Source organism: Spiroplasma citri (assembly GCF_001886855.1).
In the GTDB taxonomy this organism is placed as follows: Bacteria; Bacillota_I; Bacilli_A; order Mycoplasmatales; family Mycoplasmataceae; genus Spiroplasma; species Spiroplasma citri.
In genome coordinates this window covers 1,244,334-1,257,154 of sequence record NZ_CP013197.1, presented here as the reverse complement: position 1 = coordinate 1,257,154, position 12,821 = coordinate 1,244,334, and the positions used below count along the sequence as shown (strand labels likewise).

The following is a 12,821-nucleotide window of genomic DNA, read 5'->3' as shown; positions in this document are numbered from 1 at the left end:
CTGTAAATGCAAGTGCAACTTGATTTGCTCAAAGATACAAGGGTACTTTTTTAAGTATAATTATGAGTATCACACAAAAGGAAGGTGAGCAATTAGATGAAACGGTTATTAACACTTTTTAGTGTTTTTGTTTTAGGTTTTGGTAGTAGTTTAGGTGTTGTTAGTTGTACAGTGCGAGCAAAACATGAGCTTGATGATAACGATGAGTTAGATCGCAATCAAGATCTTGAAATTTTAAATCAAATAAAAAAGGAAACAAAGGAAACTTTATTACCATGATGGCAAACAAAGACAATGATTGATATTATTAAGGATTATCCAGAGCAAATATCATCATTTGAAGAACTAGTCGCAGAGGTAAAAACAAAAAATGATGGCTTCTTAACTTTAACGAGCACAGCAATTAGTGAATATGGTTTTTTAAATCAGTTGCTTGTTGGTTTTAAAGCAGAGTTTAATAATTTGAATCAACATTTACGAGATCGATATTCAAATTATTATGTTGATACAATGCCATTATTATGCCATTATTATTAGGAGAAAATGACATTTCATTTGATTTACATAATATTAATTTTGATAAGATAGCAAAACTATTAGAAGATACTCCCCATGCAGTATTAGGAATTACAGTCCAGGTTAATACTCCTTATGAAGTGCGCTTTAAAGGATTATCAGTGCTGGATAACATTCAAGTTTCAATAACTACAACAAATGATTCTGAAGTTCTAAATAATATTCAGGATAAAGTTGAAAATTATTTTGTTAATTTTCTTGATACTATTTTTAAAGTCAAAAACTATCGAATTATATCTGAGCAATCTAGTATAAACAAGGATATTGTTTGATCAATAATTAGCAAAGAATTAAAGGGCAGGAATATTTTGTTTCAGCATCATATTAGTTTCACTTTACCAATGATAAGAGATAATGCTTCTGCCTTGCACAAATATTCATATTTTTATAAGTATAATTCTGTTTTAGAGTGGGTCGGTGAGGGTTATGACCCACAGCAATTAACGTGACAAAATTTTCTTTCATTTTATAAAGAGAAAATGATTGATTTTGAAAATATTAAAGTTGAAGATGGTTATTATGTTTTAAACAAAATAGAATGGTTTATTCCAAAAAATTTTATGATTTAAAATTTACTATTTAAAAATAATTTCTCTTACATAGACTTGAAAGAAAAAAGTTATTTCACGATATTAAAAACACAATTTGATCAACAATTGGAAGAATTTGCGAAAGTAACAATTGATTATAATAGTAAACTTGCTTTTAAGATAGACCAAGATATATTTAATTCAATACTGTCAAATTATTATGGTAAATCAAACAAATATTTGAACTATAGTTGAATGTTCGAAAATTGTATTTTTAATCGTTATCAAAGGTCATTACAAAATCCAACACCTTGATACAGTTATATATCATCCAATTCCTCGAACTACAGCATTAATTGAATTAAAAATCAAAAATCTTTAATGATAGAAATAAAATATTATGACAACATATATAACAATGTTTTGAAATTAGATTGTATAAATTATTTAAGGGTATTTAATATATTTTAAGAAATCATGGAATAAATAATCTACCTACTTAATTTAAAGATACCATGTTTAATTTTATTGTCAACAAATTTTTATATTTTTTTAAATTTAATCACAACAAAAAATTAATTTTTATTAAAATTATTTAACTTAAAAATAAAATTAATAAAGATGTAAGTTTTGTTGTTCATTTTTATTAAAATTATTATATAAAATAATATTATTTTCTGGCGGTTTTTCTGATTGTTTAAAATCCTTAATATTATTTCTTAATTTTAGCATACTAGTATTCAATTTATTTTTAACATTTTTTTCGCTATAAATTCCTTTTTTAGAAAATATCCCCTTACCATAATGGGAAACATCGCCCTCCATATGACAACCGATATTATTTCATAATGTTTGATTTTTAATGCCCTCTTCGTTATTTTTAATTAAGTTAATTGTTTCTCTTAAAAACTTTTTAGAAATAGGAATAAATGACTTACTTTCTTTTAAACATTGTAATAATTCATAATATTTTCCATTATAAAAATAATCAACAACTTGTTTAGAAGTTTCTTCATTTTCTTTAATTATTCTTCGGTGGGGTAATAAATCCTTAAATCTTTTTACTAAATTAAATTTGTCTATTGTATAATGAACTTTGTTATTAGGAAAACGATTTGCAATATCTTTTTTAACCCCTTTAATTCAATTTGCTCCATCACCTAAAATCATAATTTCACTATAATCTTGAATATTATAATTACTTATTATCAAAAGTATTAATTTAACAACAAAACGGGTTAATTTTGTTTTTTTTAGAAATATAAATTGGAATATTATCTATTTCGTAAACACCTAACTTATTTGCAATTACATGTCTTTTTTCGGTTGATTTTTCTTGATCATAACCAGTATGAACAGTAGATAATAAGGTGTGTTTTTTAACCTTTTTTCTATCGTATTCTATTTTAAGAAAAGTTCCATCAATTTGAATATATAAAGTATGCGGAACTTTTATTTTAATAGTGGTATTATCAATATAATATTTGTAGTTTGTTGTTGCGTTTTTTATTGTATTTGAAATTGTCATTAAACTAATTTTTGTTTGTTCTAAGGCATCTAAAATATCGCGGTATTTTTTATCATCACTTAATAACAATAAAATTCTTTCTTTGACGTCATTCCCCAGTCTTTGTCATTTTTTAATTCCTAAAACTTCATCTAAAATAAAAATATATTCTTCTTTCCCTGTTATTGGATTAATTTTATAATATCGTAGTCTGCGAAATGTTATTTTACCTTTTAAAGTAATTAATGTTTTTGTTCTTATTTCTTTTACTCGATAATGTTTAAATTTATCATATTTTTGATAATTTTGAAAAATAAGATCATCTCACTTTTCTAACCTATATGCAATTTCTCCAACAACATATCTATTCAAATCTTCATATGTTTTATTAAAAAAGTTTTCCCCATTAATAATATTATTAATATCCATTTTAAAGTTGTTTCCTTTCCTGATTTAAAAATAAATCATCACACACATTAAAATAAACACTTAAAAAAAGCAAGTTATTTTTAACTTGTTTTTCAAATATTTATTTTTTTAATATTATTTAATACAATTTTGATACTTTTTTGATAAAAAAGTATTATATCTTAATTTAAAATAAAAAAACAAGATTTTTAATCTTGCTTAATTATTATTTTTTTGTTTATTTTGTAAATTCATTAATGTTTGATAAAAGTTTTTAACGACTTTAAAATCTAAATAAAAATCATCTTCTTTGTCTTGTTCATTATATGTTTCTATATTTTCTTTTAAATCATTAGTTATTTTTCCTTTTTCATCAAAACTAACAAATATATAGTCATGATAAAAACTTCCCACAGGAGTTATTTTAAATTCAATACCTGAAACATTATCATTTTTATCAAGATAAACAGTAAGAATTTGTATTCAAATATCTTGTTTAATTTTTTTGATTTCTTCAAAAAGTTCTAATATGGTTGTGGTTTCAATTAATATCTTTAAAAAAACCACTTTTTTCGTCTTCTTCATTATCATCATCTTTTGTATAATTAAATTCATCCATAAAATGTTCTGATTCGGGTTCAAAAATTGCTTGTGGTGCCATATATATAATTAACTTCCTTTCTTAAAATTAAAATTGCTTTATACTACTAATATATTATCAAAATAAATATTATTTTTAATAAATAATCATTAAATTTGCATCATTCATTATATAATTTTTATATAAAAAATATTAAGAAAGGAAATGATTTTTATGAAAAGATTATTAAGTATTTTAAGTTTAGTAGGTTTAATAACAACTGGAACAACAAATTTAATATCTTGTGGAAAACCAGTAGTTAATAATACAGAACCAAACTTAAAAGATGAAAATCAAAAACTAAAAGATGAAAATCAAAAACTAAAAGATGAAAATCAAAAACTAAAATGAAAGATTGATAAAAATATTTTATTTATTAATTCTATTAATCCTCCCATTATAATTAATGCTAATAAACCAAACGCAGTAAAAGAATATGAATTATTTTTGTCCTTAAAATCTAAAGTTTTAGAATCAATTAAAACAATTGATGAGTCATTAACAGAAAATGATTTTATAATTGCTTTTAAAGATTATTTTAATCACCTTCAGCCGCGAGAAATTGATTTAACAATATCCAAAAAAATTACAATAATAATTAGTGGAAAAAATAGAGCACATGGCGAAAAAGAATTTGATGTTGTTTTACCAGCAGCAATTCCAAAAGTTTAAGAAAGAAGGAAGGATAATAAAAATGAAAAAATGATTAAGTTTTTTAGGAGCAATTACATTACTAGGAACAAGCACAAAAAATCTAGTTGCTTGTAATAATATACCACAATATAACGAAAATGAATTACAACAACTAAAAAAAGAAAACCAAATATGAACAAATTGCCAAGAAATAAAAGAAAACTTAGAATGAATTTGCTCACAAGAAAAACCTTTTAATCAAGTTGATAATAAATGATATTATGTTGTTTGTCGTGGCAATGAAAATGATGTTTGAGAAATTGCTAAATTTAAAAATGATTTTAAAGATAATAAGTTTAAAGTTATTAAAAAAATAAAAAATGGTGAACTTAGTATACTTTATAATATGGATTATGGCAGACACTTACAAGTTGGATATAATATTTTAAAGAAATGAATATCAAATATTAATAATAAATATTTTAAAGCAGTTTATCGTTGAAATGGCGGAGAAGAAAATTTACCTGTTTTAGTTGTTAATAATGATGGTAATGTAAAAGTTAATGGTGAATAAAAAAAGCAATTTAGTAAAAATTGCTTTTTTTAATTTATTTAATTTTCTTTTTCATCATCTTTTTTAATTATTTTGTTGATATTGTCTTCTTTATTTTCATCTAACAAAATACATTCATTATTAATTTTTTCTTTTAATTTTAGCATTAGTTTATTAATTTCAGTGAATAAAATTGGCAATCCCAATGTTAAACCGTGAACTATTCAATATGCTAATCGTAGAAAAAATAACTTAGTCTTTTTCTTTTTCATTTTTATTACCATCCTTGTTTTTTTGTCTGATATTTATTTTGTTGTTATTAGCCAATTTATTATTTATAATTGTAATAACATCTAACTTCGTATTAATATTATTAATTTCAATTTTAATATCGTTTATTTTTTCTTTTAATTCTTTATTTTCATCTCTAATTTTTTGTTGTTTTTTACTCAAAATAGCTGCTGTTATGCCGGTTGTTCCACCAGTAAAAAGTGATATAACCAAAACAATAATTTCTAAAATAGTTTTTTCCATTTCTTTGGTTCATTTTTTATTGAATTCTTCTTTTTTTTCGGGCATATTCGCAAAAATTAATAAAATTGTTGGGGTCTTTGATTGATTGATAACGAATGGGAACTCGTGTGGTATATTCTCAATTAAAGGATTTTATTTTTTCGCCTTTTAGGGGTAAATTAAAACTAAGAATAGGGAATTCATAAATTCCGTCTTTATGTCTTGTGTTTAAGTTATCTTGGATTAATCTTCCTTTGTCTGTTCATACAAAATATTCGCTATCACATTTATTTTGATAAATTGCTCGGTATTTAAAATCATTTACTTGATTAATGTTATCGATTATGGCTGTTACTATTGTTTTTGAATTATCGTTTCAAGTCATAGCACTTTTAATATTTTTTCATGGTTTGTTTTCTTCTTCTTTGGTTTTTTCAAAATAGAATTTATTGTCAATTCCGCTTGGTTCAACTTCGTCAATTTTAGTGTTAATGTGGCATTGTTCTAATAAATCTGTTAATTTTTCAATTTTTTCGCTTTTGTTTTCTCCTAAACTTTCAATAAATTTTTTATTAATATATTTGTAGTTTTCATCTGGGTTGTCTATATCAGGGATTGGATATACTAATGGTGCTTTTGACATATCTATTTTAATTGTTAAAAATATTGTTGTTGTTTCTGCTTGGTTTTTTGTATAGGGAATTAAGTCGTTGATATCATTTGTGGTGTTGTTTTCTACTTTAATCATTTTTCCGCAAATGATTAAATAAAAAAATGGTATTTCTTTGTTTCTTTTTTTGTTTTTATTTTTGCTTGAATTCCTTTGTCTTCATATTTGAATTCTGCTTCTAAGTTTTCTTGTTGGCCAAATCCGTAAAATAAAAAACCAGTTGAATTGTTATCACATAGTTTTAATATTTCTTCGTTATAATTATCGCTATTACCTAATAAGTTTATAGCGTTTTTATTGCTTAATTCTTTATTAGCATAGTAGGGAATTGTTTGGTTTCTTAATAAAAAATCATAGTATATTGCTTGGTCGCGGTCTGTTAAATAATCTTCTGTATTGTCAAATGTTATAAATATAAATGCCATTTTTTACTTCTCTTTTATAAATATTTTTTTCTAATTTGTTAGATGTTTTATCTCATTCACTATGTAATGCGTTATTAGTAATTATTATTTTATTCATTGTTTCTTCAATGTTGTTAAAATTATTGTTTAGATCGTTGTTTAGTTTTGTGTGTGGTTTTAAGTCTTCTCAATATTTTTGATTTTCTTTTATATTGTAAATTGTGTTATTTTGTAATTGATAAGTAAATAATTCAATATCATAGCTTCATTCTTCATTTTTAATATCTTCTCATGATAAATTACTTTCATTTAATAATTTGTTTGTTAGTATTTTAATTTCATTCTTTTTTGTTCTTAAATTAATATTAAAAATAATTTTTTTAATTAAATTTCCACTGGTTGCTTGTAATTCATATTTTGTATCTTCTTCAATTTCAATAATTCGCCCATAAATTAATATATATGTTTGATTAAAAACAACTTTATTTCCAAGGTGTCTTTTATTAACTTTTTTTCTTCGTTTAAAAAATAATATTTTTATCTTTAACAAAAAAACTAGCAAAAAAAATCTTGGATAATTCCATCATCACATGCTTCCACATTACAATTAGGGAATGTTTTTAAAACTATTGCCATAATTTAACCACCTTATTATTTCCATTATTATCTAACATAAAAAAATAACCAGCCTTAACAATACTTAACAATAATAATTAACCCCATCATTTATTGTTGCTGTGATGATACCGTCATTAAAATTATTTGTCAAATAAAAAAAGACAATATAAATTGTCTTTTAAAATTAATATAATAATTTTTACTTATTGGAGATGTGTTTTTGTTTGCTTTAAAAGGAGTAAAATTAGTTTTTATAAATTTATAATAATTATTCAATAAAAATACATTAATTCTTATTACTTGGTATCTCTGAATACTCTACATAAGAATTAATTAATCCAAAAAAATTTAACTCCATATATTAAACTTATATTATTTATATTAATTAATAAGTAATAATCATTATTTATTATCGTGATGATACCGTCATTAAAATTATTTGTCAAATATATAAGAATTAAAATTACAATTAAATCAGTGTTTTTTTTGTTTTATTTTTTAATTTTTTCTAATTCATTTCAATTTAAAATTTCAATATAATTTTTTTCGTCACTTTTAGGAAATATACTTGTCATTATAATAAAAAATATTTGTTTTTCTTCTGTAATAAATAAAGGAAACAAATAAGATTTTTTAGGATTTCCGCTAATAAATACCGTGGTATCATAATTATCAATAACATATGAACAATTTTTATTATTAATTACCATATTTAAATTCCTTGTATAATTTAATTATTTCATCTTTTTCTGATTCATCTAATTCATCGGTGTTTATATCTAACGAAAAATCTAAATCATATGTTTTTTTCTTTGACCGCTTTTTTCAAGCATCTAGCCAAGATTTTGAATAATGAGTATATTCAATAACATCATTTGTTTTTTGAAAGCCTAAATATTCAATAAAAATAGTAGTTATATATTTTAATATTTTTGTTTCTTCTTTTGAAAAATAATCTCAACTAAATTCTTTACTATTATTTTTTTTATCTTCTAAATAAAATTTAATTTTTGTTTTTTCTTCTGTTAAATATTTAAAATGTAAAAATTTTCCTTTATATTTTTCTACATAATTAAAAAAACTAATAGGAACAGGGCACATTTCTCATGCTACAAAATCCATTTCAAAAAAATGGTTTGCATATTTTTTGGTTGCTTCTATTTCTAAAACTGCAATAAATTTATATATATGTTTTAAAAATAAATTTTTTTCTGCAATTAATTAATAAATATAATATTGCCATTTCTATTTTATTTGCTTCTATTGGAGATACATTTAAATATTTTGATAACATAGTTTCTTTCATATTAATCACACTTTCTTTATTAATTAAATTATATAATAAAAACCTAAAAACATTCTATAATTAAATAGCAAGTGATGTTGTGAGTTATTCTAGGTTCTACTTGCAAGTTTAAATAAAGAAAAGAAACCTTGCCAGTCAATAGTCTGTGCGATACTATAAATAAAAAAAGAGATTTAATATCTCTTTTTTTATTATTTTTATTATTTATTTGCTAATTCTTTTAAAGCTTCCATTAATTCTTTATGATTATAAATATCTTGTTCTCATTCATCAAATTTAGATTCCAATAATTCATAATCTTTTTTAGTCATTTTTTTACCATTTTTATTTATAAAACCTCATTTATAGTAAATCATTTTAATATTTACCTATATTTTTTCTATTTTTCCTCATTAATTATAAAAAATATAATTTCTTGTAAATACCTTTATTATGCGTTTTAAGGGGCATATTAGTTAATAAGTGTTAAAACTTGCTTCCATAATCTTACTTGGCCGAATATTAGGGTAATTGTGTTTTTATTGCTTTCTAAAATTATCCCAGATAAAATACTGTTATATTCTTTATTGTTAAATATAATAGGGTAAATTTATCTCTTAGTTGTAAATTGTTTAAATTTAAAATATTGTTATCTTTTGTGATATCAAATTTTATGAGGTGTGAGTATTCACTTAGCTTAAATTCTTGATTGCTAATAGTTATAATATTTTCTAAGGTAAAGTCTTTTTCTTCTAATTCATAAATTTTATTTTTAATTAAATTATTTTGTAAATTATTGTTTTTTTCATCAAAAGAGATTTCATTATTTTTTAATAAAATTGCTCTTTTATATTTGTTTGAGTTATTTTTTTGGTAAAAATCAATTCTGTTGATACTTTTTTGGATTAATTCTTCAATTTCTATATTTGTAATACATTTAATATTATCTTTTACTTTATAATTATTTAATTTGATATCTTCTTGTCCATCTTTGCAAATGTCACAATTTAAAATAAAATTTTTTAAATCAATATTAAATTTTAAAAATATATTTGTTATTTTAAATATTTTGTTAATAAATTGATAACAATTAAATTCTTTTTCTTCATTTTCTTCAAAAAATTTAGGATTATTATTATTTTCATCATTAATTTTTTTATTAAGTTTAATAAAGGGAATGTTGTTATAAATAATTTTTATTAAAGTAAAAAAATATATCAACTTTTATTTTTATATATGTTGTAAATTTTAAAATCAAAAATAGATTCAATATTTTTAGTAGTAAAGGTATATAAATTTTCATCTTTGTTTTTTCAATATGAGTAATAATTCCAATATATAATTGATTTTCGTTATTCAAAATACAAACAATGTCTTCAATTTCAACATTAAGATTATAATAATTATAAGCATTAAAAGTTGATAGTTGCGGGGTATAAATATCTAAAAATATCTTATAATTTTCAACAATACAATTATCTTTATAAAATAAAGATCCTTTTTCAAAATCAACCCCAAATATAATTAATTTAGTTCTATTACCTTGATAAATATTTTTATCTTTTTTAATTTCTAATTTTAATAATTCATCTCTTGCTTTTTGCCTTGCTTTTTCTTCTGCTTCTTGTTGTGCTTTATTAATTTCAAGCACAATATTAGATAATTCATCAAGATAATCAGTCATTAATTTATAATCAGGCATTTGTAATAATTGTTGGGCATGTTGAGGATATGATTTTACAACTTCATCAAAATTAATTTTTTAGCCATTAATTTCTTTTGTTAATTCTGATATTTCTTTTTTTAATTCTTGGATTTGTTTTACAATTTCTACATTTAAAGTATTGTTTTTTAATTTATTAATAATTTCTTTTTTATCTTCTCTAATTGCAATTATTTCGTCATTTCAGTGGCTTTTTGTTGAACTTCCTACACCCATTTAATTTCTCCTTTTTTCTAAATTAAAATATATTCTTCAAATTTTTTAATATTAATATTTCCAACTTGTTTGTCTTTTGAAAGGTTAGAAGAATATAAAATATGATAGTTTCCTGGTGGAATTTGAATAAAATTAGTATATTTAAAATCTTGATATTGATATATGTTGTATGATTTTTCGGTTTTTAAATCAACTTTTATAATGCTTTGGGTTTTTAATCTACTATCTATTATTATTTTTTCATTTTCATTTATTTCAGCATTAATTTTAAGTTCACTTATTACTTTACCATTAATATTTTCTAATTTTAAATATGGGTCTTTTGTGGGGCCATTGATTGTTATTAGAGTATCTGATGCTAAATAACTATTATTACTAATTTTAATTTTTTCATTATATTGATTGGTATATTTAATGCGATTTAACTTAAAATAATATTTGTTATTATGTTCATTGTATCTTTTTCCGCTTGTTTTATTTGGTTTAATTTCAAATAATTTATCTTCTTCTTTTTTTCAGTTAGTTAATTGTTCTAAAATAAAATCAACCTCTAAATTATTATTATTATTATTATTCAATTCTGTTTTAATGATACTTTTAATAATTACCTCACAATAATATTCCAATTTTGTTTTTTCATTTATTCAAAAACTATAAAATAATAAAAAGAGGGAAGATTTATTATCTAAATTAATATTTAATTTATTAATAAAATCATTAAATTTACCATAGGGATTTGGGCCTATAAATAATAATTTAAAATTTATTTGTTTTAAAGAATGCTTACTATTATTTAAAATAAAATTTATTATCGATGTTTAAATAATTATTATCAAAATTAATATTTAATCCATTAAATGATAAAATAATGATATTATCTAAATCACATAAATTAATTAAACTATCTTTACTATTACTAATTTTAAAAGTTCTAAATGGTAAATTATACATATTTTCTCCCTATACTCTATTATTTCATTGCCCTATATATTCGAGTATTTTTTCAGCTCGTTCTTTATCATTTTCTCCCTCAATAATAATTGTTGGTTTAAATTCATTTTTATTTTCAATTTTATTATAGTTATTAGTTTGGTTTTCTTGGTTAATGTTTTGTGGTGGTTTATTAAATTTATTATATAATCATACCCCACCACCAGCTAAGGCAGACAAACTAACTAAAACACCATAAAGAATTGGGTGCTTTGCCATTCCTAATAAAAGTGTTTTTAATGAACTAATAACATTTATTATTTTTCCAATTGTGTAAACAACAGCCCCCAAACTTGCTGATATTCCTAAAATAATAAAAATAGTTTTTTTGGTTGTATCATTAAACATATTAAAAAAATTTGTTATTCCTTTAATAATTGGTATTAAACTAACTTCTAAAAAAGAAACCAAAGACTCAAACACGGGTAATAGGGCAGATGCTAAATTCATTTTTGTAATATTAATAACATGTTTAAATTCATTTCATTTTTTATTTAATAGTGTTGTTTTGTCAACATTTTCATTTGAAACAATACCTAAATCTTTAATGTTGTTTGTCATTTTTTTAATTTCTTCATCTGATAAGGCAAGCATTGGAATAAGGTTTTTTCCTAACTTAGAACCAAAAATATCCATTATTAAATTATTTTTTTCAGTTTCATCACTTATTTGTTCTAATGATTTTTTAATTCTAAAAAATAGTTCCTGTATCTTTTAAAGATCCCTCATTATTTTTAATATTAATTCCTAATTTATTAAAAGCTTCTGTTGTTTCATTTGATTCCATAAGAAATAGCACTAATACCTTGTCGTAATTTTTTAAAACTCTTTTCTAATTCCTCGCTAGTAATTCCAGTTCTTTTTGCAATATAACGAAATATTTGTAAGTTTTCTGCTGTGATACCAATTTCTTTTGATGTTTTTTTAAGCTTACCAGCATATTTGGCGGTATCAACAGTTATTTTTGTTAAAATTCCTTTGATTGCTAAAATGGGTATTGTATTATGCTCAGTCCTTTTATTTCTTTTGCCATAATTAACTATTCCTTTAAAAAAATTTATTAATATCTTGTTGTGTTGCTAATCTTTTATTTTGATTGTTATAAATTTCTATAATTTCTATTAATGTTTTTAATTTAATATATTTGCTATCTATAATTGAAAACCCTAAGTGACTAAGTAATAGTAATAAGTTAGGAGTAAATTTATTAAATTTATAATCTACTTTTTTGTTAATTCGCCGTATTCCTGTAAATTTTTGTCATTAACACTAGCACCTACAAATTCCATTATTAAGTTATTAATTTCATTAACATTTTCGGTAATTTCTTTAAATGTAATTTTTTGACAAAATTCCTTAAAATCTTTAAATTAATTTTCATTAGCTGCTTTCACAAAAAAATAATAATTTTAAAATAAATGAAAATTCATATTTGTCTTTTTCTAATTTATTTAACAATTCTCCGTATGAACCAAATAAATCCTCATAAATAATTAATGCATAAGTGCTTATATTAACTTTTAATTTTAAACTTTCTAAATATCTATTCATTTTC

At 21.9% G+C, this 12,821-nt stretch carries 20 protein-coding genes and 1 pseudogene; 3 read left to right on the top strand and 18 right to left on the bottom strand.

The window, feature by feature from the left end:
- Window positions 1-96: 96 nt before the first annotated feature.
- Window positions 97-1,577, top strand: a pseudogene (locus SCITRI_RS12510) (hypothetical protein).
- A gap of 141 nt (window positions 1,578-1,718) precedes the next feature.
- On the opposite strand, the gene SCITRI_RS07370 reads toward SCITRI_RS12510, so the two are convergent.
- The 4 genes from SCITRI_RS07370 to SCITRI_RS10315 form a co-directional block, all read right to left on the bottom strand.
- Window positions 1,719-2,276: a hypothetical protein gene (locus SCITRI_RS07370; RefSeq protein WP_071937814.1), complete on the bottom strand. Its 558-nt coding sequence runs from the start codon at window positions 2,274-2,276 to the stop codon at window positions 1,719-1,721.
- 52 nt (window positions 2,277-2,328) lie between these two features.
- Window positions 2,329-3,042, bottom strand: coding sequence for a UPF0236 family transposase-like protein (locus SCITRI_RS07365; protein WP_071937813.1), 714 nt, complete (start codon window positions 3,040-3,042; stop codon window positions 2,329-2,331).
- Window positions 3,043-3,240: 198 nt separating this feature from the next.
- Window positions 3,241-3,588: a hypothetical protein gene (locus SCITRI_RS07360; protein WP_071937812.1), complete on the bottom strand. Its 348-nt coding sequence runs from the start codon at window positions 3,586-3,588 to the stop codon at window positions 3,241-3,243.
- Window positions 3,518-3,682: a hypothetical protein gene (locus SCITRI_RS10315; RefSeq protein ID WP_155522147.1), complete on the bottom strand. Its 165-nt coding sequence runs from the start codon at window positions 3,680-3,682 to the stop codon at window positions 3,518-3,520. The genes SCITRI_RS07360 and SCITRI_RS10315 overlap by 71 nt, the downstream gene beginning before the upstream one ends.
- 153 nt (window positions 3,683-3,835) lie before the next feature.
- Here SCITRI_RS10315 and SCITRI_RS07355 point away from each other — a divergent pair, with 153 nt between their 5' ends.
- The gene (locus SCITRI_RS07355; RefSeq protein ID WP_071937811.1) at window positions 3,836-4,333 is read left to right on the top strand and encodes a lipoprotein; all 498 of its coding nucleotides are present in this window, start codon (window positions 3,836-3,838) and stop codon (window positions 4,331-4,333) included.
- Window positions 4,334-4,355: 22 nt separating this feature from the next.
- On the top strand, window positions 4,356-4,868 hold the full coding sequence (locus SCITRI_RS07350; RefSeq protein ID WP_071937810.1) for a lipoprotein: 513 nt from the start codon (window positions 4,356-4,358) through the stop codon (window positions 4,866-4,868).
- 38 nt (window positions 4,869-4,906) lie between these two features.
- Here the strand turns inward: SCITRI_RS07350 and SCITRI_RS07345 are convergent, their stop codons facing one another.
- The 14 genes from SCITRI_RS07345 to SCITRI_RS10290 all read right to left on the bottom strand — a co-directional run bounded on the left by SCITRI_RS07345 (window position 4,907) and on the right by SCITRI_RS10290 (window position 12,817).
- Complete coding sequence (locus SCITRI_RS07345) at window positions 4,907-5,119, bottom strand: hypothetical protein (RefSeq protein WP_071937809.1); 213 nt, start codon at window positions 5,117-5,119, stop codon at window positions 4,907-4,909.
- On the bottom strand, window positions 5,100-5,381 hold the full coding sequence (locus SCITRI_RS07340) for a hypothetical protein (protein WP_157092881.1): 282 nt from the start codon (window positions 5,379-5,381) through the stop codon (window positions 5,100-5,102). The genes SCITRI_RS07345 and SCITRI_RS07340 overlap by 20 nt, the downstream gene beginning before the upstream one ends.
- Window positions 5,382-5,397: 16 nt before the next feature.
- A complete protein-coding gene (locus tag SCITRI_RS07335) occupies window positions 5,398-6,108 on the bottom strand; it encodes a hypothetical protein (RefSeq protein WP_071937807.1) in 711 nt (236 codons plus the stop codon).
- 14 nt (window positions 6,109-6,122) lie between these two features.
- A complete protein-coding gene (locus tag SCITRI_RS10310; RefSeq protein WP_147077594.1) occupies window positions 6,123-6,455 on the bottom strand; it encodes a hypothetical protein in 333 nt (110 codons plus the stop codon).
- Entirely contained in the window at window positions 6,343-6,984 is a 642-nt protein-coding gene (locus SCITRI_RS07330) for a hypothetical protein (RefSeq protein WP_147077592.1), read from the bottom strand. Before SCITRI_RS07330 ends, SCITRI_RS10310 begins: the two co-directional genes overlap by 113 nt.
- A 559-nt stretch (window positions 6,985-7,543) precedes the next feature.
- The gene (locus SCITRI_RS07325; protein ID WP_071937805.1) at window positions 7,544-7,762 is read right to left on the bottom strand and encodes a hypothetical protein; all 219 of its coding nucleotides are present in this window, start codon (window positions 7,760-7,762) and stop codon (window positions 7,544-7,546) included.
- Window positions 7,752-8,174, bottom strand: coding sequence for a hypothetical protein (locus SCITRI_RS07320; protein ID WP_071937804.1), 423 nt, complete (start codon window positions 8,172-8,174; stop codon window positions 7,752-7,754). Before SCITRI_RS07320 ends, SCITRI_RS07325 begins: the two co-directional genes overlap by 11 nt.
- 718 nt (window positions 8,175-8,892) lie before the next feature.
- Window positions 8,893-9,558 (bottom strand): hypothetical protein, encoded by a 666-nt coding sequence (locus tag SCITRI_RS07315; RefSeq protein WP_071937803.1) that lies wholly within the window; start codon window positions 9,556-9,558, stop codon window positions 8,893-8,895.
- The gene (locus SCITRI_RS07310) at window positions 9,521-10,039 is read right to left on the bottom strand and encodes a hypothetical protein (protein WP_147077588.1); all 519 of its coding nucleotides are present in this window, start codon (window positions 10,037-10,039) and stop codon (window positions 9,521-9,523) included. The genes SCITRI_RS07315 and SCITRI_RS07310 overlap by 38 nt, the downstream gene beginning before the upstream one ends.
- Window positions 10,040-10,099: 60 nt before the next feature.
- On the bottom strand, window positions 10,100-10,276 hold the full coding sequence (locus SCITRI_RS10300) for a hypothetical protein (protein ID WP_155522145.1): 177 nt from the start codon (window positions 10,274-10,276) through the stop codon (window positions 10,100-10,102).
- Window positions 10,277-10,293: 17 nt separating this feature from the next.
- A complete protein-coding gene (locus tag SCITRI_RS07305) occupies window positions 10,294-10,902 on the bottom strand; it encodes a phage tail family protein (protein WP_071937801.1) in 609 nt (202 codons plus the stop codon).
- A gap of 163 nt (window positions 10,903-11,065) precedes the next feature.
- Window positions 11,066-11,227 (bottom strand): hypothetical protein, encoded by a 162-nt coding sequence (locus SCITRI_RS10295; RefSeq protein ID WP_155522144.1) that lies wholly within the window; start codon window positions 11,225-11,227, stop codon window positions 11,066-11,068.
- A 9-nt stretch (window positions 11,228-11,236) separates the two neighbouring features.
- Window positions 11,237-11,902, bottom strand: coding sequence for a hypothetical protein (locus tag SCITRI_RS07300; RefSeq protein ID WP_071937800.1), 666 nt, complete (start codon window positions 11,900-11,902; stop codon window positions 11,237-11,239).
- Window positions 11,903-12,646: 744 nt separating this feature from the next.
- Window positions 12,647-12,817, bottom strand: coding sequence for a hypothetical protein (locus SCITRI_RS10290; RefSeq protein ID WP_155522143.1), 171 nt, complete (start codon window positions 12,815-12,817; stop codon window positions 12,647-12,649).
- Between the last annotated feature and the right edge of the window lie 4 nt (window positions 12,818-12,821).